Here is a 24,926-nt window from a genome sequence, read left to right as displayed (position 1 = left end):
GTCTGGAGCGAGGCCAGCTGTTCGGCTCAAACGGTCTCATGACGGGCTTGCGGTTTCGTTCAACTCCATATGTCCTTCTCCCCGCGACAGAACGCGACGCAGGATAGGTTCAAAGAACTCCAGTGGCTTGGTCGGATAATCCGGGTCAAAGGCGCATTGGTCATAATCGTGGCAGAATTTTCGGCACGCCTCCCAGTGGGGGCTGTCGCGGTATTTGTCGCGGGCATTGCGGTCTCCGCCCAGATGGTGATTGTAGTAAAATCCCTGGAACACACAGTGGTGTTTCAGGATCCACCAGGTGCGCTCGCTGACATAGGGTTTCATCATCGCGGCCGCCAGTTCTCCGTGGTTATAGGGAGACAGGATATCGCCGATGTCATGCACCAGGGCAGCAACGATGATCTCCTCATCAGCCCCATCGGTATAAGCACGCGTTGCCGCTTGCAGGCAGTGTTGATAGCGGTTGATCGGATAAGGGGTCCAGTCCTCGTCCAGCGAGCGGATGGCGGCGAGCATCCGCTCCGGAAGGGCGGCATTGAAGGCCTCTTCGTAGGCCATGACCGCATCCCAATCGGGTTTTTCGGCCTGTTCAAAACTGGTCCAGGTGGGTTTGTGACTTTTGTCGAGCATGGGCGCGTTTCCTGTTGAGGTGTCTTGTCTGGCTAGCGCAACGCGTATGATAGGCAAAACGAATTGATTTGATCTGTGTGATGCAGGATATTCATCACATGCAGATGAACGCCATTGATACCTTTCTGGCCATTGCGCGTGACGGCAGCTTTCACGCGGCCGCCGAGGCGTTGAATGTCACCCAGACAACTGTGAGTGCCCGGATTAGGGTGCTCGAAGAGGAACTCTCCATCAGCCTGTTTGATCGTGGACCGGGCGGCACGCAGCTGACGGCGTCAGGGCGACAGTTTCGACCCTATGCCGAACAGATGCAGCGTACCTGGGCCTTTTTGAAATCCGGTGGCGCCGCGCCGTTGCAGGACCGTTTGTCACTACGGCTAGGGGCGCAGCTGTCTATGTGGGACGCGATGCTGGTCGATCTAGTGATCTGGCTCGAAGAGCAGAAGGGAAAACTTCCGTTCATACTCAACTATGATCACGCGCTCAACATGGGGGAGGCGGTCACACAGCAACTGCTGGATCTCGCCATCGTTACCGAGGCCCCGCATGGGACACGGCTGCAGGTCGAGGATCTGCCCCCGGAGGAGCTGATACTGGTGTCGGATCAACTGCTGGACCTGGCCGGGCCGCAGATGGGGCAGAACCTGCCTTTGTTCATCAATCTGGATTTTGGGCGGCATTACGACCGGCAGGTGCAGGAGGTGATCCCCAAAGGCAGTCGCCAACATATCGTTCTGGGCAATGCCGGTATGGCACTGCGCTACCTGCATAAACGCGGTGGCATGGGGTTTTTTCCACGATCCATGGTGGCAGAGGCACTACAGGACGGGCGCTTGCAGCCGGTCGCGGGGGTCGCGCCGATGTGGCTGGACTGCAAGGCTCTCTATCATTCCGGATCGCCGATCTTGTCTCAGATCGAAGAGGCGCTTCAGGGATTACGCAGCCTGCGTTGCCCGTGAAGTGGGCCTGAAGTTAGCTGAATTGAGCCTGGGCTGAACCGTTATTTTGCGGTCAAATCATCAAAACAGGTCATGGCTTTGGCGGCATACATCATCGCCGGGCCGCCACCCATCTGGATCGACATGGCCAGCACATCCGCGACCTCTTCACGGCTGGCCCCGGCACGGATCAACGCTTCGACGTGCAAGCCGATGCAGTCTTCGCAGCGCAGTGCCACCGCGATACCAAGAGCGACGAATTCCTTTTGTTTGAACTCCAGCACGCCCCCCTGTTTGACGGCCTTGCCCAGGGCCCCAAAGGCCTGGGCAGTGTCGGGGATTGCTTTGTTCAGGTTGCGCAATCCCTGACGGGTGCCCTCGAGTTTGTCGTTCCAATTCATAGACTGTCCTTCGGTTTTACATTCCGCTTTCCGAAGGTGTAGGCAACAGGCGCTCTGCCGACTTTGATCTAGGTCACGCCGACAGCGCGTTACGTGGCGCCATTGTGAAACACCAGACCAAGATTGTTGGCGGGCATTTCGATGACGGCACCGGGGGTTAGCCCGGCGTCTTCAGCCCAGTCGAGCACATCGAAATCATCTTTGTAGCCAATCTCGGGGTCATGACCCACAAGGGAGGCATGAAAGGTCTCGTCGCCCTCACTGGTCAGCTCTCCCGCACGCGAAAAGGGGCCGTAAATCACCAAGGTACCCGCAGGTGCCAAGCAGGTTGCCGCCTCTTGTATAAGGCGCTGCGCCTCTGGCGTGCTGATCAGGTGTAACAGATTGGAAAGCATGATCAGATCCACCGGGCCCTGCGCCTGCAATACGCTGTCTGACCAGCCCGGTGCGGTAGCATCCAGCGCAAGGGCCGGGCGGATATTGTCTGTACCAGCCTCAGCCACGTGGGCATCAATGCTGGCGCGGCGTGCCGGGTCGACCTCGCTTGGCTGCCAGGTCAGACCGGGCAGGCGGGTGCCATAGCCAATAACGTGTTGTCCGGTGCCGCTGGCCAGTTCTAGGGCAGTGCCGGAAGTGGGTGCGACCTGATCGAGAAGATCACACAGGGCGGCCAAATTGCGCGCAGCTGAAGGCGCAAACAGTTTGCCGCCATCGGGGTTGGCTACCGAGGCGCTGCCGGGAACAGAGCGGACCGGCATCAGCGCAGCCTCTGTGGCGAAAGTGCCACCAGCGTTTCTGTGTCAAACAGGCTGGAGGTACCACCAAGGATATCCGCTAACAGCTGCGAGGCGGCAGGGGCGGTCTGAAAGCCATAGCCGCCCTGGGCTGCACACCAGATGAAATCAGGTTGATCCGGATCGGGGCCAAGCACCAGATTGCCGTCCGGGGCAAAACTGCGCAGGCCAGCCCAGTTGCTTTCAACCCGGGTGACCGGTGTCGTTACCCGTTCTTCATAGCGCGCCAGCCCTTCGGCAAGTACCATGTCATCGGCATAGGCATCATGGGGTGTCACCAGATCGGCATCCGCAGGGGAGACCAGAAGTTTTCCCGCGTCAGGCTTGGCATACCATGTCTCTCCGACGCCCATCAGCATCGGCCAGGTGCTGACATCGTGCCCGCCAGGGGCTGGCAGTCGCGCCATCGAGCGTCGGCGCGGTTGAATGCCAATGGGGGACACACCAGCAAGCACGGCGATCTCATCTACCCAGGCTCCGGCAGCATTGACGATTTGGGCTGCCTCGTAGGTCGTATCGGCGGTAGTCACTAGCCAGCCTGCGCCAGACCGGGTGATGCCAGTGACGGTCGCACGGGTCACGACACTGCCGCCGGCTGCGCGCAGAACCTTGGCGAAATCCTGGATCATGCGATCGGTATCAAGGTCCTGGGCCGCCTGATGCAACCCGGCATGGGTGACGGTTTTGGGGTTCAGGATCGGAACCCTGTCCAATGCGTCTTCGATCGAGATCGGCTCAAGGTGCAGGTCTTTGATATCAGAAGTGAACTGCTGCTCCTCACCGGGGCCTGCCACCAGCATGAATCCGCGCGGCGTGAGATAGCCGCCATTGGCGCTATGGTGATAGTCAGCGCTGGCCCGGTTCAGAGCGACCACGGCATCTGTGCCGTAGTTTTCTTCAAACATAGCCGCCGAACGTCCCGAGGCATGATAGCCAAGCGCCTCTTCCGCCTCGAGCAGGACCACGCGGCCCAGCGCCGACAGGCGGGCGGCTGCACTGGTGCCGGCAATACCGCCGCCAATGACGATAAAATCACTCTTCATGCACCCATCTCCTGTTCTTCGAGCCTATCGGTGGCTGGTACTGGCCGCGGGCTGAGCGCGGCTATAGCGTCATAGAGATCCTGATCCATCTCCAGATCCAGTGCGGCAAGCGAGGGCGCAATCTGCTCCACGGTGCGCCCTGAGATGATCGGCATCGGTGCGCTGCCATGGGCTGCGACCCAGGCCACGGCCAATGTCGCCGGATCCACACCGCGTGCCTGTGCCATAACGGTCAGTTCTCGGGCGGTGTCATGCATCCAGGCCTGGCCATAGCGGCTGTTATAGCGGGCATCCTCGCTCAGCCGTCCTGAGGACCAACCACTGCCACCTGAGGCATATTTACCGGTCAGCAAACCACCGCCCAGCGGCGAATAGGGGGCTACGGCCATGCCCTGATCGGCACACATCGGTAGGATTTCCACCTCGACCTGACGTTTCACCAGCGAATACATTGGCTGCAGGATATCTGTCGAAACCCCGATCTCTTTCCCAAGCATCTGGGCCTTCATCACCTGCCAGGCGGCAAAATTCGACAGCCCTATGTAGCGGATATCGCCAGCCGCCTTGCGGGCGGCAAACCATGACAGGGTTTCGCGCAGGTCAGTCTCGGCGTCAAAACGGTGCAGATAAAGGATATCAATGCAGTCCAGCCCAAGGCGCTTGCGACTGGTGTCAAACTGGCTTTGCAGATTACCCGCCCCGGCACCGCCGGAGTAGCCGACCTTGCTGGCGACCAGCACCTGGTCACGCTCAGCCTGGATCAGTTGCCCCAAAATTTCTTCGCTACGGCCGTCTGTATAGACCCAGGCAGTGTCAAAATGGGTAATCCCTGCGGCACGGCAGGCGGCATAAATTTCAGCAGATTGTGCGGCATCGGCGCGACCACCAAACTGCATGGTGCCAAAGGCAAAGCGGCTTGCCGGGGTTCCGTCGGGGCTGGTAAGGATCTGTGTCATGGGCGGAACCTGCCACGTCCCTGTAACAGGGAAAAGAGCGAAGGTGAGTGTCGGCCTACCTTTCGTGAAAAACTGCTCCGCCTGAGTCGTCAATGCTCAGGGAGATGCGGCTTGCAGGTTCAATAACTCGAAGTGCTTGGTGGCGCGATGTAGAGCTGAGTGGCCATCTAACAGCTTTACTCCGATGACCGGTTTGAGCCCTCTTTGCCGCGTTTTTGCACTGCGGCCAATGTCTGCTATCACGGTAGAGGTAAAAACGTTCAATAGCCACTTGGGTTTTGAACGGGTTTGTGGAAGCATTAAACGAGGACGTTTGCGGGAGTGCCCAAAACGAGGGTTTTTGGAAGGCTTTCACTTGACCGCTGTCAGATATTGCGGGCGTTCGGCGGTATGCTTATCATCAGCAGATAAAATAGGGGTCGAAGAATGCCAGATAATCACACTAACCCAGATAGGCCGTCCATAATTAAAAAGGCTTGGCGCGACTGGTTAAAGATGTTCCTGCCGCTCATGGCTGTAGTCTGGTTCGCAATGTATTGGTTTGGTTTTAATGCGATCATGCCATGGTTGATCGTAATGATCATCGTCACGTTATGCTATCAACGGTTCGTGAAGAAACGTAGTTGGAGATCAATCATGTGGGGCGTTTACGCTTCCGATAAGTAACCATACGCAGCTGATTGAGAAGCTCTAACCATTCAACCAAAATGCCAGAGATTGTATTCGCTGTAAGGTCAAAAGTGGCTCTCCAAAAACGACCGTTTTTGAACGGTTTGCCAAACCGGACATTGGCGCACGTGAAGTGAAGGGCGGCTTCGTCCGCACTGCGGACATTCGCCCAGTGCGTTTCTTCAGAAACTCCGGGTGGTCGGCAGTATTGTTCCCTTGTGTTGTGTGAATAGTGCGATTGTGTTTTTTCTAGACATCTCCCCCAAAAAAAGGCCCGCCTATTGGGGCGGGCCTTTTCGGTGGTGAAGGTAGCAGTTGTTTACTGCGGGATGTCGCCTTCGATGCCTTCGACATAGAAGTTCATGCCAGCAAGGGTGCCGTCATCCGCAGTCTCGCCATCGGCCAGCCAGGCGGATCCGTCCTGTTTGGTGATCGGGCCGGTGAAGGCGTGGTAAGAGCCATCCGCAAGGGCCGCTTTCAGTGCCAGTGCTTCGGCTTTCACTTCAGCAGGAACCGCGTCGGAGATCTCGCCGATGCCAACCATGCCAGCGCCGATGCCGTCCCAGGTGTCCGTGCTTGTCCAGGTACCGTCCATGACGGCCTTGGTGCGGGCGATGTAGTAGGGGGCCCAGTCGTCAATGATGGAGGAGACGCGTGGCTTGGGACCGTATTCGGCCATATCCGAGGCCTGGCCAAAGGTGATCACGTTGCCAGCAGCCTGTGCTGCGGCCTGTGGCGCGGTCGAATCGGTGTGCTGCAGGATCACGTCGGCACCCTGTTCGATCAGTACCTTGGCAGCGTCAGCTTCTTTGGCAGGGTCAAACCAGGTGAAGGCCCAGACGATTTTGAATTCGACGTCGGGGTTGACCTTTTTGGCGTGGATATAGGCAGAGTTGATGCCGCGGATCACTTCGGGGATCGGGTAGGAGCCGATGTAGCCGACGATGTTGCTTTCGGTCATATGGCCCGCGATGGTGCCCTGAACCGCGCGGCCTTCATAGAAACGTGCCGAGTAGGTCGAAACGTTTTCAGTATTGCGCTTATAGCCGGTGGCGTGCTCGAATTTCACGTCCGGGAATTTGGCGGCGACGTTGTTGGTCGGATCCATATAGCCGAAAGAGGTGGTGAAGATCAGATCCGCACCCTGCAGCGCCATCTGGGTGATCACACGCTCGGCGTCGGGGCCTTCGGCGACGTTTTCAACATAGACGGTTTCGACCTTGTCGCCGAATTCTGCGACAACAGCCTTGCGGCCCTGGTCGTGCTCATAGGTCCAGCCGCCGTCGCCCACGGGGCCAACATAGACAAAGCCCACTTTGGTTGGGTCTTCGGCTACAGCAGCCGTGGCAAGGCCCAGTGCCATGGCAGCACTGGTCAAAAGGTTCGTCAGTTTCATTAAAGGGATCCCCCCGTTTTGATTATGATTGTGCCCGGGGGCAGCCCCGGACAAGTGGTGTGCTGCGCGCCAAAGATTAGCGCGAAGCGTGGAAGTTGCGGCCAAGCGCAGCAGGGGCGCTGCTTTTATCGGCGGATAGAATGACGAGCACCAGAATGGTGATCAGATAGGGCGACATTGCCAGATACTCTACCGGGATGGCAACGCCTGCGGCCTGAAGATTAAGCTGAACAACGGTCACGCCGCCAAAAAGATAGGCACCCAGCAGCACGCGCCAGGGTTTCCAGCTGGCAAAGACCACCAAAGCCAGCGCAATCCAGCCGATGCCTGCGGTCATGCCCTCGGTCCATTGCGGCACGCGAATGAGGCTGATGTAGGCGCCGCCAAGCCCGGCACAGGCACCACCAAACAGGATCGCCAGAATGCGGATGCGAACAACCTTGTAGCCAAGCGCATGGGCGGCATCGTGGTTTTCGCCCACGGCGCGCAGAACCAACCCCAGGCGGCTGAACTTGATCATGGCCCAGACCGCCGCGATCAGTGCGATTGCCACATAGAGCATCAGGTCATGGCCGAACAGGATCGGGCCCACAACAGGTAGGTCGCTCAGCACCGGAATGTTCAGCTTTTCCATCTGTGGCGGCTTTACCCCGACATAGCTCTGCCCCATGAGGGCTGACAGACCCAGACCAAACAGGGTCAGCGACAGGCCCGAGGCGACCTGATTGGCCTGGGCAAACTGCGTGAGAATGGCAAAGAGCACAGAGAGCAATGCGCCGGCCCCAGCGGCTGCGACAAAGCCCAGCAAAGGCGATCCCGTCTCAACGGCAGTGGCAAAGCCAGCGATGGCGCCGATGATCATCATACCCTCGACGCCAAGGTTCAGAACCCCGGCTTTCTCCACCACCAATTCTCCAATGGCGGCAAACAGCAGCGGCGTGGCCGCGACCATGAGCGAGGCAATGAGCAGGACGGGGTTGATTGCAGAAAGATCCATCACGCGACCTCCGGTTTGCCAAAGCTGAGGCGGAAATTGGTGAGCAGGTCAAAGGCCAGCAGGAAAAACAGCAACATGCCCTGAAAGACCTGAATGGCCGAAGACGGCAGCTGCAGGTTAGCCTGGGCGATATCACCGCCGATATACGTCAGCGCCATCAGCCCCCCGGCCAGCAGGATGCCCACTGGATGCAACCGGCCCAGAAAGGCGACGATAATGGCGGTGAAACCATAGCCGACGTTAAAATCGATAGAGACCTGACCGGAGGGCCCAGAAACCTCAAACAGGCCTGCAAGACCGGCGAGAATACCAGAGGTGCCAAGGCAGAACAGGATCAGGCGCGATGGGTTCACTCCCGCGAACTTGGCCGCACGCGGCGCCTCACCTGTCAGGCGGATGTGATAGCCCGTCATGTGACGGTTGAGCAGCACATAGGCAAAGATCACCGCGATCAGGGCTGCAACCACGCCCCAATGCATGCCGGTTCCAGCGATCAAGTCGGCGTTATAGGCGCTCTCGTATTGCTGCAGGTTGCGTGAGCCCGGAAAGCCAAACCCTTCGGGGTTTTTCATCAGGCCCAATGACATAGAGGCAAGAAACTGTTCGGCCACATAGACCAGCATCAGCGACACGAGGATTTCGTTGGTGCCAAAGCGGACTTTCAAATAGGCTGGGATCGACGCCCAGAGCCAGCCGCCAAAGCCGCCAGCGATCACCATCAGCGGAAAGATATACCAGGCCTCAAGCGGGTAAAACGCGAGCCCAACCCCGGCGCCAAACAGCGCGCCCATGATATATTGCCCTTCGGCGCCAATGTTCCAGATGCCGGCCTTGAAGCCCAGCGAAAGGCCAATGGCGATCAGCACCAGCGGCGCACCTTTGACCAGCAGTTGCGGGCGGTAGTAAAAGGCGAACTCGCCAAACAGCGGTTCCCAGAAGATGGTGCGAATGGCCTCGACCGGGTCCTTGCCAAGGATGGCAAACAAAAGCCCGCCAGCCAGCATGGTAGCCAGCACCGCCACCAGCGGTGTGGCCAGTGACCAGGCCTTTGACGGCTGTGGCCGTTTCTCTAGCCGGATCATGCGGCCTCTCCCTGTTCTCGTTTTTTGTTGTTGTGGGCTGAAAGATCAGACATGCGCCACCTCCATGCCATGGGCACCGCCCATCATCAGGCCGATTTCTTCAACCGTCAGGCCAGCTGCCGGACGTGGCGCCGATAGGCGGCCCTCATTGAGGGCGGCAAAACTGTCGGAGATCTCCATCAGCTCATCCAGATCCTGGCTGATGCAAATCACTGCCGCACCGCCAGCCGCCAGATCCAGCAAGGATTGGCGAATGGCCGCCGCAGCAGAGGCATCAACCCCCCAGGTCGGCTGGTTCACGACCAGTACCTCGGGACGTTGCAGCACCTCGCGTCCGATGACAAATTTCTGCAAATTGCCGCCCGATAGCGAGCGCGCGGCATTTTCCGGCCCCGGTGTGCGCACGTCAAATTCCTTGATGACGCGCTCAGCAAACTCTTTTGCGGCCGCCCATTTGAGAAATCCGTTCTTGACCAGCCCTTCGCGAGTGGCCCCGGTCAGCATGGCGTTTTCTGTCAGGCTCATATCAGGGGCTGCAGCGTGGCCCAGACGTTCTTCGGGTGCAGCCAGCACCCCGAGTGCACGGCGTGCCACAGGGCCCAGTCGCCCAATCGGGTCTTTGCCTAGCTTGACTGCATCCGCTTCGGTCAGGGTCTCGCCAGACAGAACCGACAGCAACTCATCCTGGCCGTTGCCAGCGACACCCCCAATGCCAAGGATCTCGCCCCGGCGCACCGTCAGATGTACATTGCGCAGCGCCGTGCCAAAGGCCGAAGGCGAGGGCACCGACAGACCCGAGATATCCAGCGCCACCGCACCAAATTCACGGTCGCCGCGTTCAGGCGGGGTCAGGGCCGATCCGACCATCAGTTCCGCCATTTCACTGGCCGAGGTCTCAGCCGGGACGCATTCACCGACGTTCTTGCCCAGCCGCAGGATGGTCGCGTGATCACAAAGTGTACGGATCTCTTCCAGCTTGTGGCTGATATACAGGATCGAAGTACCCTCGGCGCGCAGTTTTTCCAGTGTCTGGAACAGGATGTCCACCTCTTGTGGGGTCAGCACCGACGTTGGTTCATCCATGATCAGCAGTTTGGGGTCCTGCAGCAGGCAGCGAATAATCTCCACCCGCTGACGTTCCCCGGCAGACAGATCGCCCACGGTGCGATAAGGATCCAGCGGCAGCCCATAGGTCTCCGAGACTTCGCGAATTTTCGCCGCCAGATCGCGCAGCTTGGGCGGGTTCTCCATCCCCAAAGCGATATTTTCGGCCACATTCAACGCATCAAACAGGGAAAAGTGCTGGAACACCATGGCGATGCCATCGGCACGCGCCTGGCGGGGCTCTCCCGGAGCAAAGGCTTTGCCCCGCAGGGTCATCTCGCCACTGTCGGGCTTCACCAGCCCGTAGATCATCTTGACCAAGGTGGATTTACCGGCGCCGTTTTCGCCCAGAAGCGCATGCACCTCACCTTCGCCAATGTCAAAAGAGACGGAATCATTGGCCACCACGCCGGGGTAGGCCTTGGTCAGGCCCTTCAGGCTCAAGAGTACCTCAGTCACGCGCGCCGCTCCTCTTTTATGTCTTTGATAGCGGTCTGCGCCAACAGCTGTGCTGCAACGCCGACCGCAATCATCTGCGGGTGTTTGCCCAGGGCTGGCGAGCCGATCGGGCAGGTAATGCGGGCGATCTCAGCCGGGCCGTGACCCAGGGCCGCCAACCGGCTGCGAAACCGCGCCCATTTGGTGGCCGAGCCAATTAGCCCCGCAAAGGTGAACCCATGCAATAGCAGGGCGTGGCATAGCGCCAGATCCAGCTCATGGGAATAGGTCAGGATCAAATGTTGTGCATTTACCGGGGCATGACGCAGCAAAAGAACGGGATCAGCTCCGGGAAGTCGGGTAACTTGGGGTGGAATATGATCCGGAAACCGCGCAGGGGCGGTATCAACCCAGGTGATGGACAGATCCGGCAGCGGCGCCAACACATCGACCAACGCGCGTCCCACATGGCCCGCGCCCCAGATCCAAAGATCTGTTTGTGGCAGATGCACCGGCTCCACCATCCAGCCTTCAATCAGCTGTGGGTCGGGCCGTTGTCCCTGATTGCGCAGCTGCGCCAGCAGGCGTTTAACGGCCAAAGGTTCTTTGGGGCTGGCGGTCTGCGCAACCGGTCTTGCAATGATCTGCGCGTCCAGTTGCTCCAGATCAGCCGCCTTATAGGTTTCGCGCAGCAATGTCACAGACCCGCCGCAGCACTGGCCCAGGTCTGGTCCCAGCGCATGGGTGCTGAGCCCAGACTTGGCGCCTTGCCTGCGCGAAATCTGAGCCGCCTCGTATTCTAGTGCCCCGCCACCGATGGTGCCGCTCTGGCCAGTCTCCCATACCAGCATGGCAGCGCCGACTTCACGCGGCGAAGATCCCCGAATGGCGGCAATCACCACCCGTGTGACCCTGCCGTGGCTTGCGACGGCTGCGCGCAACTCCTGCAGATCAAATCCCATCTGTCAGCCTCCGGCTGCAGCGCCAGACCTCCTCGGCTGTGGCCGGGGCATTCAGGGCAGGGTAGCCTTCGCCAAACTGCGCCACGGCGTTGCTCAGCGCCAGCCAGGCCGAAATCCCCAGCATAAAGGGCGGCTCGCCCACGGCCTTGGAGCGATAGATGGTCTCTTCGCGGTTTTCACCCTGATAAAGTGCGACGTTGAACACATCCGGCCGATCAGAACAGGCCGGGATCTTGTAGGTCGAGGGCGCATGGGTGCGCAAAGCACCTTTGCCATCCCAGACCAGCTCTTCCGTGGTCAACCAGCCCGCGCCTTGCACATAGCCGCCCTCCACCTGACCGATATCGAGATCTGGATTCAGCGAAGCACCGGCATCATGCACGATATCTGTGCGTAAAATGCGATTCTCGCCGGTCAGCCGGTCCACAACAACTTCGGTCACCGACGCCCCGTAAGCAAAATAGAAAAAAGGCCGTCCTTCACCTTTGATGCGGTCCCACTTCAGGCTCGGTGTTTTGTAAAAACCAGTCGCTGACAGGCTGATGCGCCCCTCATAGCACTGCTTGGCTGCCGCCTCGAATGGGATCTCCTCAGCGCCGATGCGCACGCGATCACCGTCAAACACCACCGCACAAGGCTGGGTTTGATGACGCTCGGCCAAAAAGGCAGTCATCCGGTCGCGAATGGTGTCACAGGCGGCTTTGACCGCCATGCCATTTAGGTCCGACCCGGAAGAGGCTGCCGTAGCAGAGGTATTGGGAACCTTAGCGGTATCGGTGGCAGTGATTTTCACCTTTTCCATTGAGATGCCAAAGCGGCTGGCGGCCACCTGCGCCACCTTCTGAAACAACCCCTGTCCCATCTCGGTGCCACCATGGTTCAGATGCACCGAACCATCCTGATAGACATGCACCAAAGCGCCCGCCTGGTTCAGATGGGTCAAGGTAAAGGAAATGCCGAATTTTACCGGTGAAAAGGCGAGCCCACGCTTCAGGTGGGACTGTCCCTTGTTCCACTCCGCAATTTCAGCCTTGCGTCGCTGATAGTCAGCACTCTCTAGCAGTTGATCGGTCAGCGCATGCAGCTCGAAATCTGTGACTTCCATACCGTAAGGCGTGGTGTTGTCCCGGGAACTCACTTTTCCAGAAACATTCCGGGGGGGCGAGCCCTCTTCTTCCGGTGCATCATAATAGTTACGTCGGCGCAACTCGACCGGATCCAGGCCCAGATCATAGGCAATATGATCCATCAGTCGCTCGATCCCGACCATACCCTGCGGCCCGCCAAAGCCGCGATAGGCGGTGGCGCTTTGCAGGTTTGTCTTCAGCCGGTGGCTTTCGATGCGAATGGCAGGGATGGCATAGGCATTGTCGCTGTGCAGCATGGCGCGATCCGCCACCGGCAACGACAGATCCTGGGCCCAGCCACAATTGACGAGATGGATGAATTCCACCCCAGCCAGACGGCCCTGATCATCATAGCCCGCACGGTAGCTGATCCGAAAGGCATGGCGCTTGCCGGTGATCACCATGTCATCGTCGCGGTCATAGCGCATTTTGCAGGGCTTGCCGGTCCGGGCCGCCGCCACAGCACAGGCAACGGCCAGCGCGTTGCCCTGGCTTTCCTTGCCTCCAAACCCACCGCCCATGCGCCGGGTCTCGACCCGCACTGCATGCATTGGCAGGCCAATCGCCTCAGCCACCTTATGCTGGATTTCGGTTGGGTGCTGGGTGGAGGAATTCACCAGCATGCCGCCATCTTCCTGTGGCAGCGCCAATGCGGCCTGGCCCTCAAGATAGAAATGTTCCTGGCCGCCCAGCTCAAACGTGCCCTCAATCTGATTCAGCGCCGCTGCAATGGCCGTTGCGGCATCGCCCTTCTGGTAGATGCGCGGCCCATCTTCAAACCGGCTGTCTGCTGCCAATGCTGCATCCAGTGTCAGCAGTGCGTCTTCTTCGGCATAGGTGATCACGCCTTTGCGCGCCGCTACCCGTGCGGCGCGATGGCTTTTTGCCACCACCAAAAACAGCGGTTGGCCCAGGTAATGCACCGTGCCATCGGACAAAAGTGGTTCATCATGGATCGAGGGCGAGACGTCATTGGTGAAAGGCAGATCATCTGCGCGAAGGACTGCAACCACATCCGGGCTGGTCTCCACGTCAGCCAAATCCATCGCTGTGATCCGCCCTTTGGCGATGGTGGACAGGCCAAAAGCGAGATGAAGGGAGCCACGCGGCAAAGGCGTGTCATCGACATAGCGCGCCTTGCCGGTCACATGCAGTTTGGCTGCGTCATGGGGCAGAGGCTTGCCAACGGGCAGGTTTTTTCCAAGGTTCATGACCGCACCTCCAAAACCGATTGGCCGGTGCCGTTCAGATCGGCAAAATATCGGCTCAGCATGTTGCGGGCCGTCTCCAGCCGGTAGGGAGCCGAAGCGCGCATATCGCTGAGCGGGCTGAAGTCGCGGTCCAGTTCAGCGGCTGCTGCTGCGATGCTTGCCTCATTCCAGGGCTGGCCAATCAGGGCAGCCTCTAGGTGGCTGGCGCGTTTTGGCCTGCCTGCCAAGCCCCCAAATGCGATGCGGGCGGCGGTGATCTGATCATCCGTCACGCTGACATTGAAAGCGCCAAGCACGGCAGAGATATCCTGATCAAAGCGTTTCGACAGTTTATAGACCCGCAAGCGATCTGCTTGTCGTGGAAGACTGACGGCTTCGATAAACTCTCCGGGTTTGCGGTCCTGTTTGCCATAGTCGACAAAGAAATCCTCAAGCGCAATCACGCGGCGGTTGTTACCCTGACGAAGGTGCAGATGCGCTCCAAGGGCGATCAGGGCCGGTGGATTGTCCCCGATGGGGGAGCCATTGGCGATATTGCCGCCCAGTGTGGCTGCGGCGCGCACCTGCTGGCTGGCAAACCGGCGGATCATTTCCCCGTAGGAGGGATGCAGCGGCGTGATTACCTCGCGCAGGCGATTCATATCGACCATGGCACCGATGCGGATCTCGTGCTCATTCTCCGAGACCTCTTTCAAATCGGCGCAGCCATCCAGAAAAATCATCTCACCGAGATCGCGCAGCCCCTTGGTGACCCAAAGGCCCAGATCGGTGGCCCCTGCCACCAGTCGCGCTTCGGGTTTGGCCTCATACAGGACAGCCAGCTCATCCGCGCTGCGCGGCATATTGGCAGCTGGCGTGGCTGTGGGTAGGGTTTCTTTGCTGATCCATTGCGGAACGGGGGCTTTTGCTGCGGCCTCGGCAGCGCGGATGATTGGGGCGTAACCGGTACAGCGGCACAGGTTGCCCGCCAGCTGCACGTCGTGATCGGTGGCGCCGTTCTTGTGGGCCGTGACCATCGACATCACAAAACCCGGCGTGCAAAAGCCGCATTGGCTGCCGTGATGGGTGATCATCGCGTCCTGCACTGGGTGCAGGGTGCCATCGGTATCAGCCGCCCCCTCAACTGTACGGACAGATTTACCATTCAGCTGTGGTAAAAACAGGATACAGGAATTCAGCGGTTTCGCCCCGGTGGGATCGCTTACCATCACGGTGCAGGCACCGCAGTCACCTTCGTTGCAGCCTTCCTTGGTGCCGGTCAGTCCGCGCTCTTCGCGCAAAAAATCAAGCAGTGTTGCTGCGGGATCGAAATCCTGCAGCACAACTTCTTCACCGTTCAAATGAAAGGTGATTGTCATCATTGAAACCCGTCGCCTTACTTGGTTCCCCCCGGTGCCAGACCTTCGATGCGACGTAGAAGGAATAGCGGGCGTTTTTATTATGCTTGCTTACCCCAGCCTAGGAAGCTCTGCCTCGCTCTGGCAAGAAAAAGCGACTCTGCGGTGCAGAATTCCATGGGCGCAACAATATTGCCGTATACAGGTGCATGCTGTTATTTTTAAAGCACTTCCTGCAAGGAGTTGTGCGAAATATCGGGGGCTGACAGTAAGACTTTCAAAACGCCTTTGATAATGGTCGGGCTTTTCATGCTTCTCGCGAAGGCTGCAAAGTGTCTTGGCATGCTGCACATGTCTGCGAGGAGGCTGGTTTGTCAGATCGGCTCTTATCCTTGCGGCGGTGATCGGATAGCTTGGCCAACATGACCAATGCTCCTCGATTCATTCACCTGCGCAGCCATACCGAATACTCTTTGCTTGAAGGGGCTTTGCGCCTGAAAAAGCTGCCGGATCTGTGCAAAAAACACGACATGCCCGCGATTGCGGTGACCGATAGCAATAACTTGTTTTCGGCGCTTGAATTCTCTGTCTCCGCCAGCGGGGCAGGGGTGCAGCCGATCATCGGCTGTCAGGTGGATCTGCGCTATACCGAGCCCGCGCCCGGAGAACGTCCCGTGCCACCGGCACCACTGGTGCTTTTGGCGCAGAGCGAGCGGGGCTATGAGCATCTGATGAAGCTCAACTCCTGCCTCTATCTGCGTCAGGGGAGTGAGCTTCCGCATGTCACGCTGGAGGAGCTGGCAGAACATTCAGAGGATATCATCTGCCTGAGCGGGGGACCGGACGGCCCTGTGGGGCGTTTGTTGCGTCAGGGGCAACGCCCAGCCGCCGAAGAGCTGATGCAGAGCCTCAAGCAGATTTTTGCGGATCGGCTGTATGTGGAGTTGCAGCGCCATCCGGGCGAGGACGGCCAGCCTGAGGCAGAAAAGCTGAGCGAACGTGGCCATGTCGAGATGGCCTATGCGATGGATTTGCCGCTGGTCGCGACCAATGACGTCTATTTCCCCAATACAGAGATGTACGAGGCCCATGACGCGATGATCTGCATCGCCGAAGGTGCCTATGTCGACCAGTCAGAGCCGCGCCGTCGCCTGACCGCCCAGCATTACTTCAAAAGCCAGGAAGAAATGGTCGCGCTGTTTGCGGATCTGCCCGAGGCAATTGAAAACACGGTAGAGATCGCCAAGCGCTGTGCCTTCAAGGCCTATCTGCGCGACCCCATCCTGCCCAAGTTCGCCGATGATGAGGTGTCAGAGCTGCGTCGTATTGCCAACGAAGGCTTGCAGCAGCGTCTTGCGGTAATCCCGCACGCGGTCAGTGTCGCCGAATATCAGGAACGGCTCGATTTCGAGCTTGGCATTATCGAGGGCATGGGCTTTCCGGGCTACTTTCTGATCGTTGCGGACTTTATCCAATGGGCCAAGGACCACAATATCCCAGTAGGGCCGGGCCGAGGCTCGGGTGCGGGCTCGCTGGTGGCCTATGCGCTCACCGTGACTGACCTTGACCCGCTGCGTTACTCGCTGCTGTTTGAACGCTTCCTCAACCCGGAACGGGTGTCGATGCCTGACTTTGACATCGATTTTTGCATGGATCGCCGCGAAGAGGTGATCAAATACGTGCAGGAGAAATACGGCCGCGACAAGGTCGGCCAGATCATCACCTTTGGCGCGCTGTTGTCCAAGGCGGCGGTGCGCGACATGGGGCGGGTTCTGCAGATGCCCTATGGCCAGGTGGACCGGCTGTCCAAGCTGATCCCGGTCGAAGGCGTGAAGCCGATGTCGATCGTCGACAGTCTCAAGGAAGAGCCGCGCCTGCAGGAAGAGGCCAAGAACGAGCCTGTGGTGGACCGTCTGCTGAAATACGGCATGCAGGTCGAAGGGCTGTTACGGTCTGCCGGCACCCACGCGGCGGGTGTGGTGATCGGAGATCGCCCACTGGATGCGCTGGTGCCGCTATACCGCGATCCGCGTTCGGATATGCCGGCCACCCAGTTCAACATGAAATGGGTGGAACAGGCCGGGCTGGTCAAGTTCGACTTTCTGGGTCTGAAGACCCTCACGGTGATTCAAAACGCAGTTGATCTGATCAAACAGTCAGGGCGCGACCTGCATACCGGGGCCGACGGCACCCCGCTGTATGAGCCGCCCGAAGGGGCAGTGAACGAGATCAACGCCATCCCGCTGGATGACAAGCCCACCTATGATCTTTATTCCTCGGCCAAGACGGTGGCGGTGTTCCAGGTGGAATCCACCGGTATGATGGATGCGCTCAAGCGCATGAAGCCTACCTGTATCGAGGATATCGTGGCGCTGGTGGCGCTCTATCGTCCGGGGCCGATGGAGAACATCCCGACCTATTGCGAGGTGAAGAACGGTCTCAAAAAGATCGAGTCGGTGCACCCGCTGATCGACCATATCCTTGAGGAAACCCAAGGCATCATCGTTTATCAAGAACAGGTGATGCAGATTGCCCAGGTGATGGCGGGCTATTCGCTTGGCGGTGCTGACCTATTGCGCCGCGCCATGGGTAAAAAGATCAAAGAGGCGATGGACGCCGAAAGGCCCAAGTTCGAAAAGGGCGCGGCTGAAAACGGCGTGCCTGCGAAGAAGGCATCGGAAGTCTTTGATCTTCTGGAGAAATTTGCGAACTACGGCTTCAACAAATCACACGCGGCGGCCTATGCGGTAGTTTCCTACCAGACCGGCTGGCTCAAGGCGAACCACCCGGTGGAGTTCATGGCGGGCGTCATGAACTGCGACATCCACCTGACGGATAAGCTGGCGGTCTATTTTGAAGAGGTCAAAAAAGGGCTGGGGCTGCCCTATGTGCCGCCCTGCGTGAACCGCTCGCTTGCGACCTTCAATGTGGTCAATGGTGAGCTGGTCTATGCGCTGGGCGCGCTGAAAAACGTAGGCCTGGATGTGATGCGGCTGGTGGCAGAGGCGCGGCAGGAGGACGGACGCGAACACCCCTTTGTCAATATTTTCGACTTTGCCCGCCGGGTGAACCTCAAAAAAGTCGGCAAGCGACCGCTTGAGATGCTGACCCGCGCAGGTGCCTTTGATCAGCTGGACCGCAATCGCCGCCGTATTTTTGACAGCCTTGAGGGGCTGGTGAATTACTCCGCCGCCATCCACGAGCAGAAAAACTCCAATCAGGTTTCGCTTTTTGGCGAGGCGGGCGATGATTTGCCGGAGCCGCGCCTGACCAACACCCCTGACTGGTTGCCAGCTGAGCGGCTGTCTGAGGAGTTCAAGGCGATCGGGTTTTATCTGTCGGGCCATCCGCTGGACGACTACATGCCCGCGCTGAAACGCAAGGATGTGATGACCCTGGATGAGGTCATGGTAAAAGCAGAGCGCGGACCGTTTATGGCCAAGATGGCCGGTGTCGTCGCCGGGCGGCAAGAGCGCAAGTCCGCGCGCGGCAACCGGTTTGCCTTTGCGCAGCTGTCGGATACCACCGGTGGCTACGAGGTGACGATTTTCTCCGACGTGCTGGAGAAAAGCCGCGAATTCCTCGAGACGGGTTCCAAGGTGGTGATCACCGCCGAGGCCACGATGGAAAGCGACCAGCTGAAACTGCTGATGCGGTCTGCCGGGCCGGTGGACAGCGCCATTGCCGATGCCGGGCGCAGCTCGCTGCGGATCTATCTGGATGATGCGGCGGCAGTGGCGACCGTGGCAACGGTACTCGAAGACGCCAAATCCGCCGCCCGCAATGCCAGCGCTGGTGACGTCTTTCTATATCTGCAGGACCCGGGCCTGCCGGGAGATGTGGAGATGGATCTGGGCCAGGCCTTTCCGATCAACCCGCAGATCAAGGGGGCGATCAAATCGCTGGAAGGGGTCATGGAGGTCGAAGAGATCTAGACAGTAGGAGATGCGGATTGGAGCGGCGGTGTGGACGCGATTAGGCCGGACCGGTTCAGATCGAAAATCCTGTCAGATCAGAAATGCTTTGGCCCGAAATGCTGTCGGAATGGCTAGCCTACGAGCTTGCCGCTGGGACTGTTGAAATCAAGGGCAAATGTTGTCTCTGCGACATCCGCTATCTCGAGCTGACAGCTGAAGGTGAAGGTCGATCCCTCATCAATGACGGATCGCACCTGAATACTGCCGTTCATAAGCTGCGCGAGGTCGGCTGAAATCGCCAGCCCCAGACCGGTGCCGCCATAAAGGCGGGTACTGGTTGCATTGACTTGGGCAAAGGCTTCAAAGATCTCTGACAGCTTGTCTTCCGGAATGCCAACACCTGTGTCCTGAACCTTGATCTCCAGCGACACGGTGCCTGCTGACACGGTGCCTGCTGACGCGGTGCCTGCTGACACGGTGCCGGTGACCCGCACGCAGACGCTTCCCGATAACGTGAATTTTTCTGCATTGCCCAATAAATTTGTAACGATCTGACGGATACGCCCTTCGTCACCGACAAGGAATTTCGGCAAAAGGGGGTCGTAATCCAGAACCAGATTCAAATTCTTGTCGGATGCTTTTTTTGACAACAGTTTCAAGATGCTCTGCAGCAGCGCTTCCAAGTTGAAGGGAGCTTCCTTGAGCGTGACTTTGCCGGCTTCGATTTTGGAGAAATCCAGTACGTCGTTGATGATTAGGAGCAGGGCTTCGCCGGATTCGGAAATGGTGCGAATGAACAATTCCTGTTCTGCATCCAGGTCAGTGTCCTGCAGCAGAGAGGCCATCCCCAGCACCCCATTCATCGGGGTGCGTATTTCATGGCTCATTGTTGCCAGGAATTCGGATTTGGCCTTGCTGCCCGCTTCTGCGGCCTGGGTGCGATCACGGACCTGTTGCTCTAGGGAATCTGCCAGTTCCTGCAGATCTTGATTGGACCGATCCAGTTTCTCCAGCATGCTGGCAAAGGACTGTGCCAGTCGACCAACCTCTCCCTTGCCGCAGTCGGGCACGTTGCGATCACTGCTGCCATTTTTGACGCTGACGGCAAAATCTGTCAGCCGGTTTATTGGCCGGGTGATCTGATTGGCCACCAGAAGAGCCACAAGTGACGTGACCACCACGCAGAGCAGCGACAAAATCAGCGTCTGCTGGATCTGGCCAACCATTCTGGCGTTTAGCTCTTCGGTTGAAAATTCGAGAAAGACATAGCCCAGCACAAAGTCTTCGGTCAGCAGAATGGGGCCTCCGGCTACGATTCTGTCGGTCTGGTGCCGGGTGATCCAGATCTTTTCCTGCTGGATACGAATGCTGAAAGAGTCGGACATCAGGCTGCCGCGGAATGGGTTTTCCTCGGTGCCATCGGTCAGAATTCGCCCATCCGCATCAAGAATGAAAGCCGTGTTCGCCTCTTCGTTGGTCAGCACAGAAGTGACCTGCTGGCGCAGAAGTTTAATGTCCAGTTCATAGACCGGCTCCACGACGGCTTCGCTTAGGGTTTGCGCCAAAGCGGTGACCTTGCGTTCAAAGGCCGCGACTGAATTTCGATGATCCAGGCTGATCGAAATTGTTGAGATCCCGCCTGCGACAGCGAGGACCACCAAGATTGTATAGACTACCAGTTTTGTCCGAAGCTCAGACACTTTAATCCTCACCTACCAGGGCCATTAACGGGGCTTGAAAATGCGTCAGAAGGGTCATGGTCTCCTGCGAAATCGCGTCGAACCTGGTGGTTCCTTCGAAGCTGTCCAGCACAGCCCGCCCTTCTGTGCTGTCGTGCATGGCAAACAATTCGGTTTCTATGGCTGCGACAAATGGCTGGGAAATCTCGGGTGAGACGCTGACCGCGTGGCGTGGAATATCTGCGGTTCTCAGGATGATCTTTAGCCTGCCCATATCGGAGGCGGTGCGGTGCTTGGCAAGGCTGGCCATGGACATAGCCCCCGCATCGACACGGCCGCGCAGGACCCATTCGATTGTGTTTTCATCGTCCCCTGTGAATACGTATCCCGTCTGTTTAGACGGTCGTTTGGAACCCGAGGTGGGCAAATGCGTCAGATCCACCCCAAGTTCGGCCATGGTCATGCGCGGCAGCAGATGGCCACTTGAAGAGAAGCTCTCTTCGAAAGCGATGACCTGACCTTCCAGGTCCTGAACATTGTTTATGTCACTGGTTTCTATCACGAAAACAACGGAATGATATTGGGAAATACCTTTTTTCCATCTGCGGGCCAACAGTCGGCTTCCCGCCTTTGTGTTGATCGCCATGGCAACCAGCGGGCTGTCAATAAAGAGATCAATCTCGCCGTTGCGGACCAGTCTGACCATATGGTTAATATCGCGGGCAATGACGACCGTTCCTTCTTGAACGCCAAAGGCTGCCAGCTGGCGTGCCAGATGTTGTGCAAAGGGAAGAAATACACGGATTTCTTTGACCGGCTCGTCGCTGATTGTGCCGACGACCAGCTGCTGTGTCTTTGTTTGGGCCGAAGCCAGGCTCGCGGTCAAAAGGCATGCGAGACTGCAGATCTGAAAAAGGAGAAGTCTCAGGTTCATTCTGGCGATCCCTTGCCTAAAAGAAGCTTCGAATTTTTTACCAAAAGAAACTGGTACCAGTTGGGTGTTTTACTTTGCAGTACAGGGCCTATGCTGTTCATGCGGCCTTCACCACTCGAACTTTTAGCCGTTGGACTTCCCCCTGTTAGTCCCGCCCCTTTGTGCGAGACCTGCACCTTTGGAATTCACAACTTTGGGTGGTACGAATAACATGAAGTATCCTAATGGATAGTGAAAGGATCAGTGCCCCGTACCGGATGTACCCCGTTTGTGGTCTATACCTGTAGCGCTGCGGGGCTTTCAGTATCTCTGAAGAAAGTCACAAAAAGCAATTCTTTTCTGCCCCTTATCTACGGAAGGGAAGGGGGACATTAAGCCAAAACGCCTCGCGGCTTTCACGCTTTATTTGTGTATTTATTTGGTTGAATTAACGGCCGCGCTCTAGCGGGTGAACCTGCAATCAGGGCCATGTAAAGCGCCTGTTCAAACTGATCTTGATGCGAAGGGGGCCGGATTTTTCGCAAACCGTGCTGCCGTCCATAAACTGGCCGACAGTCTATGGGCGACAATTTCTTGAGGGCAGTGCTTTGTGGTTTTTGGACCCTGGCGGCGAAACCTGTCAGCCACGCCCGCGATAAGGGGGCACACCCTGATCAGGGATCCAGACGCCTGCGGGCATCTCGCCGGTCTGCCAGAAGACATCGATCGGGATGCCGCCGCGGGGATACCAGTAGCCGCCTATGCGCAGCCAACGGGGCGCCAGGAAATCATTCAGGCGCCGGGCAATCGACACGGTGCAATCCTCGTGAAAGGCGCCGTGGCTGCGAAACGAAGTCAGGAAGAGTTTCAGGGATTTGCTTTCGACCAGCCACTCACCGGGCACATAGTCGATCACCAGATGGGCGAAATCGGGCTGGCCGGTCATCGGGCACAGTGATGTGAATTCTGGCGCTGTGAAACGCACATTGTAAGAGACGTCTGCCTGTGGGTTCTGTACCCGCTCCAGCTCAGCCTCTTCGGGGCTTTGCGGCATGACAGTATCGCCGCCAAGCTGTTTCAGGTTGCTATAGATGCTCTCGGACATGCGGGAACTCCTTATCGTCGGTTTGGGCCTGCGGGATGAGGGAGGGATTGGCTTGAAGCCAGGAAGCGGCGGTGGCCGGGGCGGGCGGTCAGACGCCGCGCTTGTTGCCCCAGATCAGCACATGCAGCTGTGGCAAAACACGCGGCACATACCATTGATCATCAGTGACTTTTTCAACCAGCCAGAGAAGGCGATCGGTGGTGATCTGAAGATCTACCGGCACGTCCGGGTCGACCTCCGGGTTGCCGGGCTGCAGATAGAGCGGCAGGTCGGGGTAACGTTCGGCGGTCTCTTTGGCCCAGGCGTAGTCGATATCGTCAAAGATCACGATCTTCATCACCACCTGTTCGCAGGAATGTGCCGCGACAATGCAGCTGTCAAAGACATCCCAGTCGACCGTTTCGCCAGAAGATGGCGGTTTTGGACTGAGAACCAGCGTGTCAAGATCGCCAAACCAGGGCTTGGCAATCGAGCCCTGTGTTTCGCACGCGAAACTATAGCCCGCCGCGTGTCCCAGCGCGATCACCGGGCCGAAATCCTGAATGGCAGGGTTGCCGCCGGAAATCGACACGGTCAGCGGCTTGCCGCCGGACAGCTGGCTGACGGCGTCAAACACCGCTTCGGCGCTCATCTTGGTCCAGTCGTGGCGGTTGGCGCTGTCGACCGCATGCAGACTGTCACACCAGGAACAGCGATAGTCACAGCCCCCCGCGCGCACAAAGACTGTGGGTTCGCCAATCAAGGCGCCTTCGCCCTGAATGGTGGGGCCAAAGATTTCAGCGATGCGCAGGCTCATGACTGCACCTGTGGTCGGTATTCGGCCCAGGTCTTGGGGGTTTCCGAGACCTTCACGGCGGTGACTTCGGCCCAGCGAGCCTGGCACCAGTCAAAGAAATGACGCGCCATGTTTTCTGCTGTCGACGGCCCCTCCATCACATCGTTCAGGTGGCGATGATCAAAGGCGGTGTCGATATAGTCCTTCAGCGCGGCCAGCTCGTGGTAGTCGCGCACAAAGCCGTCGGCGTTCAGCGTGGGCGCGCTGAGCTCCACCACCACAACATAGTTGTGTCCGTGCAGTCGGGCACATTGGTGATCAGCTGGCAGATGTTTCAGCTGATGCGAGGCCGAGAAATGGAATTCTTTGGTGATGCGAAACATCAGCTTGCCTCCTTGGCGGCGAGCGCTTCAAGCCAGAAATCGGGGTCTTCATAGGTCGTGGGATCCGCAATGCCCGCCAGATGAAAGGCTTCGCGCCGCTCGACGCAGGTGCCACAGCGACCGCACTGCTGGGCGTGGCCCTTGTAGCAGGACCAGGTCTCGGCAAGGGGGGTGTTGTACTTGGCGCCCGCTGTCACGATGTCGCCCTTAGAGCCATGCACAAAGGGCGTATAGAGCTGGACCTTGGCGTAGCCATCCAGAGCGGCCCGCTGCATCGCGTCAAAGGCTTCGGTAAAGGCTGGGCGACAATCCGGGTAGATGAAGTGATCCCCACCATGCACCGCCGTGGCGACCGCATCATCCCCATTGGCGGCGGCAATGCCATAGGCAATGGTCAGCATGATGGCATTGCGGTTTGGCACCACAGTGACCTTCATGCTGTCTTCTTCGTAGTGGCCGTCGGGCACATCAATATCATCGGTCAGGGCAGATCCGGTGAGGGATGCCCCAATGCTGCGCATATCAATGATGTCATGCGGCACGCCCAGGCGCGCGGCGCAGGCAGCTGCATAGTCGATCTCTTTGCGATGGCGCTGGCCATAGTCAAAAGAAACCAGACGGGTCAGTTCATGTTCTGCGGCGACCATATGGGCCAGCGACACCGAATCCAGCCCGCCAGAGCAGATTACTATCGTCTTCATGTTTTCAGTCCTTGTTTTGATCTACCGGGTAGGCTGCGACCGGTCGGCGCGCTCTAGCAGTCCTGCGACAGGGCTGCAAGCGTTTCGTCGTATAGCGCGCAGATCTAAAGTGCGGCGCTCAAAGGGGCCCCTTAGTAGTGCGGCGGGCGTTCGTCGCCAAAGACATGTGCGCCACCGCCTGCCTGTTCGCGCCCGGCTTCGCGTTCCATCAACATGCGCACGCGTTTGCCAAGGCGGCTGATCTCGTCCTGCTGGCTGGCCACGACGTCGCTCAGCTCTTCGACGGTGCGGGTGAGATGGGCGATCTGTTCTTCCAAAGCTTGCATGTTTCTCTCCATAGCTGCGCAACGTCATAGGCCGCTTCATCT

At 58.4% G+C, this 24,926-nt stretch carries 21 protein-coding genes; 2 read left to right on the top strand and 19 right to left on the bottom strand.

Annotation, left to right across the window (positions count from 1 at the left end; translation table 11 throughout):
• Positions 1-36: 36 nt before the first annotated feature.
• A complete protein-coding gene (locus tag PH5382_RS00175) occupies positions 37-630 on the bottom strand; it encodes an HD domain-containing protein (protein WP_058332334.1) in 594 nt (197 codons plus the stop codon).
• 80 nt (positions 631-710) lie between these two features.
• Here PH5382_RS00175 and PH5382_RS00170 point away from each other — a divergent pair, with 80 nt between their 5' ends.
• Positions 711-1,589, top strand: coding sequence for a LysR family transcriptional regulator (locus PH5382_RS00170; protein ID WP_231751760.1), 879 nt, complete (start codon positions 711-713; stop codon positions 1,587-1,589).
• A 41-nt stretch (positions 1,590-1,630) separates the two neighbouring features.
• Here PH5382_RS00170 and PH5382_RS00165 read toward each other — a convergent pair whose 3' ends face one another.
• The 11 genes from PH5382_RS00165 to xdhA all read right to left on the bottom strand — a co-directional run bounded on the left by PH5382_RS00165 (position 1,631) and on the right by xdhA (position 15,106).
• Positions 1,631-1,969 carry a carboxymuconolactone decarboxylase family protein gene (locus tag PH5382_RS00165; protein ID WP_058332333.1) on the bottom strand — a complete coding sequence of 113 codons (339 nt, stop codon included), beginning with the start codon at positions 1,967-1,969 and terminating at the stop codon, positions 1,631-1,633.
• A gap of 89 nt (positions 1,970-2,058) precedes the next feature.
• Positions 2,059-2,727, bottom strand: a complete 669-nt coding sequence (locus PH5382_RS00160) for a DUF938 domain-containing protein (protein WP_058332332.1) — start codon at positions 2,725-2,727, stop codon at positions 2,059-2,061.
• The gene (locus PH5382_RS00155; protein WP_058332331.1) at positions 2,727-3,806 is read right to left on the bottom strand and encodes an NAD(P)/FAD-dependent oxidoreductase; all 1,080 of its coding nucleotides are present in this window, start codon (positions 3,804-3,806) and stop codon (positions 2,727-2,729) included. Before PH5382_RS00155 ends, PH5382_RS00160 begins: the two co-directional genes overlap by 1 nt.
• The gene (locus PH5382_RS00150) at positions 3,803-4,762 is read right to left on the bottom strand and encodes an aldo/keto reductase (RefSeq protein WP_058332330.1); all 960 of its coding nucleotides are present in this window, start codon (positions 4,760-4,762) and stop codon (positions 3,803-3,805) included. The genes PH5382_RS00155 and PH5382_RS00150 overlap by 4 nt, the downstream gene beginning before the upstream one ends.
• A 988-nt stretch (positions 4,763-5,750) precedes the next feature.
• Complete coding sequence (locus PH5382_RS00140) at positions 5,751-6,827, bottom strand: BMP family ABC transporter substrate-binding protein (protein WP_058332328.1); 1,077 nt, start codon at positions 6,825-6,827, stop codon at positions 5,751-5,753.
• A gap of 76 nt (positions 6,828-6,903) precedes the next feature.
• Complete coding sequence (locus PH5382_RS00135; RefSeq protein WP_058332327.1) at positions 6,904-7,824, bottom strand: ABC transporter permease; 921 nt, start codon at positions 7,822-7,824, stop codon at positions 6,904-6,906.
• On the bottom strand, positions 7,824-8,906 hold the full coding sequence (locus tag PH5382_RS00130; RefSeq protein ID WP_058332326.1) for an ABC transporter permease: 1,083 nt from the start codon (positions 8,904-8,906) through the stop codon (positions 7,824-7,826). Before PH5382_RS00130 ends, PH5382_RS00135 begins: the two co-directional genes overlap by 1 nt.
• Before the next feature lie 45 nt (positions 8,907-8,951).
• Positions 8,952-10,469, bottom strand: coding sequence for an ABC transporter ATP-binding protein (locus PH5382_RS00125; RefSeq protein WP_058332325.1), 1,518 nt, complete (start codon positions 10,467-10,469; stop codon positions 8,952-8,954).
• Complete coding sequence (xdhC, locus tag PH5382_RS00120; protein WP_058332324.1) at positions 10,466-11,410, bottom strand: xanthine dehydrogenase accessory protein XdhC; 945 nt, start codon at positions 11,408-11,410, stop codon at positions 10,466-10,468. The genes PH5382_RS00125 and xdhC overlap by 4 nt, the downstream gene beginning before the upstream one ends.
• Complete coding sequence (xdhB, locus tag PH5382_RS00115) at positions 11,400-13,730, bottom strand: xanthine dehydrogenase molybdopterin binding subunit (protein ID WP_058332640.1); 2,331 nt, start codon at positions 13,728-13,730, stop codon at positions 11,400-11,402. The genes xdhC and xdhB overlap by 11 nt, the downstream gene beginning before the upstream one ends.
• A gap of 14 nt (positions 13,731-13,744) precedes the next feature.
• Positions 13,745-15,106: a xanthine dehydrogenase small subunit gene (xdhA, locus tag PH5382_RS00110; protein WP_058332639.1), complete on the bottom strand. Its 1,362-nt coding sequence runs from the start codon at positions 15,104-15,106 to the stop codon at positions 13,745-13,747.
• Positions 15,107-15,507: 401 nt separating this feature from the next.
• On the opposite strand from xdhA, the gene dnaE reads away from it, so the two are divergent.
• On the top strand, positions 15,508-19,020 hold the full coding sequence (dnaE, locus tag PH5382_RS00105; protein ID WP_058332323.1) for a DNA polymerase III subunit alpha: 3,513 nt from the start codon (positions 15,508-15,510) through the stop codon (positions 19,018-19,020).
• Positions 19,021-19,133: 113 nt separating this feature from the next.
• Here the strand turns inward: dnaE and PH5382_RS00100 are convergent, their stop codons facing one another.
• The 7 genes from PH5382_RS00100 to PH5382_RS00070 form a co-directional block, all read right to left on the bottom strand.
• Positions 19,134-20,702 carry an ATP-binding protein gene (locus PH5382_RS00100; RefSeq protein WP_058332322.1) on the bottom strand — a complete coding sequence of 523 codons (1,569 nt, stop codon included), beginning with the start codon at positions 20,700-20,702 and terminating at the stop codon, positions 19,134-19,136.
• A 1-nt stretch (position 20,703) separates the two neighbouring features.
• Entirely contained in the window at positions 20,704-21,615 is a 912-nt protein-coding gene (locus PH5382_RS00095; RefSeq protein ID WP_058332321.1) for a phosphate/phosphite/phosphonate ABC transporter substrate-binding protein, read from the bottom strand.
• A gap of 619 nt (positions 21,616-22,234) precedes the next feature.
• Entirely contained in the window at positions 22,235-22,699 is a 465-nt protein-coding gene (gene queF, locus PH5382_RS00090) for a preQ(1) synthase (protein ID WP_058332320.1), read from the bottom strand.
• Positions 22,700-22,787: 88 nt separating this feature from the next.
• The gene (gene queE / locus PH5382_RS00085) at positions 22,788-23,495 is read right to left on the bottom strand and encodes a 7-carboxy-7-deazaguanine synthase QueE (RefSeq protein ID WP_058332319.1); all 708 of its coding nucleotides are present in this window, start codon (positions 23,493-23,495) and stop codon (positions 22,788-22,790) included.
• Positions 23,492-23,857 carry a 6-carboxytetrahydropterin synthase QueD gene (gene queD, locus PH5382_RS00080; RefSeq protein ID WP_058332318.1) on the bottom strand — a complete coding sequence of 122 codons (366 nt, stop codon included), beginning with the start codon at positions 23,855-23,857 and terminating at the stop codon, positions 23,492-23,494. Before queD ends, queE begins: the two co-directional genes overlap by 4 nt.
• Positions 23,857-24,558 (bottom strand): 7-cyano-7-deazaguanine synthase QueC, encoded by a 702-nt coding sequence (queC, locus tag PH5382_RS00075; RefSeq protein WP_058332317.1) that lies wholly within the window; start codon positions 24,556-24,558, stop codon positions 23,857-23,859. Before queC ends, queD begins: the two co-directional genes overlap by 1 nt.
• Before the next feature lie 131 nt (positions 24,559-24,689).
• Positions 24,690-24,884 carry a SlyX family protein gene (locus tag PH5382_RS00070; RefSeq protein WP_058332316.1) on the bottom strand — a complete coding sequence of 65 codons (195 nt, stop codon included), beginning with the start codon at positions 24,882-24,884 and terminating at the stop codon, positions 24,690-24,692.
• Between the last annotated feature and the right edge of the window lie 42 nt (positions 24,885-24,926).

The sequence above is a fragment of the Phaeobacter sp. CECT 5382 genome (assembly GCF_001457775.1).
In the GTDB taxonomy this organism is placed as follows: domain Bacteria; phylum Pseudomonadota; class Alphaproteobacteria; order Rhodobacterales; family Rhodobacteraceae; genus Pseudophaeobacter.
Note: the sequence above shows the minus strand (reverse complement) of the source record. Positions and strands in the feature narration are given on the sequence as shown.

Bases quoted from the DNA above. Each gene is read 5' to 3' on its own strand.
- PH5382_RS00175 (WP_058332334.1), bottom strand. From the start codon at position 630: ATGCTCGACAAAAGTCACAAACCCACCTGGACCAGTTTTGAACAGGCC.
- PH5382_RS00170 (WP_231751760.1), top strand. From the start codon at position 711: ATGCAGGATATTCATCACATGCAGATGAACGCCATTGATACCTTTCTG.
- PH5382_RS00165 (WP_058332333.1), bottom strand. From the start codon at position 1,969: ATGAATTGGAACGACAAACTCGAGGGCACCCGTCAGGGATTGCGCAAC.
- PH5382_RS00160 (WP_058332332.1), bottom strand. From the start codon at position 2,727: ATGCCGGTCCGCTCTGTTCCCGGCAGCGCCTCGGTAGCCAACCCCGAT.
- PH5382_RS00155 (WP_058332331.1), bottom strand. From the start codon at position 3,806: ATGAAGAGTGATTTTATCGTCATTGGCGGCGGTATTGCCGGCACCAGT.
- PH5382_RS00150 (WP_058332330.1), bottom strand. From the start codon at position 4,762: ATGACACAGATCCTTACCAGCCCCGACGGAACCCCGGCAAGCCGCTTT.
- PH5382_RS00140 (WP_058332328.1), bottom strand. From the start codon at position 6,827: ATGAAACTGACGAACCTTTTGACCAGTGCTGCCATGGCACTGGGCCTT.
- PH5382_RS00135 (WP_058332327.1), bottom strand. From the start codon at position 7,824: ATGGATCTTTCTGCAATCAACCCCGTCCTGCTCATTGCCTCGCTCATG.
- PH5382_RS00130 (WP_058332326.1), bottom strand. From the start codon at position 8,906: ATGATCCGGCTAGAGAAACGGCCACAGCCGTCAAAGGCCTGGTCACTG.
- xdhC (WP_058332324.1), bottom strand. From the start codon at position 11,410: ATGGGATTTGATCTGCAGGAGTTGCGCGCAGCCGTCGCAAGCCACGGC.
- xdhA (WP_058332639.1), bottom strand. From the start codon at position 15,106: ATGACAATCACCTTTCATTTGAACGGTGAAGAAGTTGTGCTGCAGGAT.
- dnaE (WP_058332323.1), top strand. From the start codon at position 15,508: ATGACCAATGCTCCTCGATTCATTCACCTGCGCAGCCATACCGAATAC.
- PH5382_RS00095 (WP_058332321.1), bottom strand. From the start codon at position 21,615: ATGAACCTGAGACTTCTCCTTTTTCAGATCTGCAGTCTCGCATGCCTT.
- queF (WP_058332320.1), bottom strand. From the start codon at position 22,699: ATGTCCGAGAGCATCTATAGCAACCTGAAACAGCTTGGCGGCGATACT.
- queE (WP_058332319.1), bottom strand. From the start codon at position 23,495: ATGAGCCTGCGCATCGCTGAAATCTTTGGCCCCACCATTCAGGGCGAA.
- queD (WP_058332318.1), bottom strand. From the start codon at position 23,857: ATGTTTCGCATCACCAAAGAATTCCATTTCTCGGCCTCGCATCAGCTG.
- queC (WP_058332317.1), bottom strand. From the start codon at position 24,558: ATGAAGACGATAGTAATCTGCTCTGGCGGGCTGGATTCGGTGTCGCTG.
- PH5382_RS00070 (WP_058332316.1), bottom strand. From the start codon at position 24,884: ATGCAAGCTTTGGAAGAACAGATCGCCCATCTCACCCGCACCGTCGAA.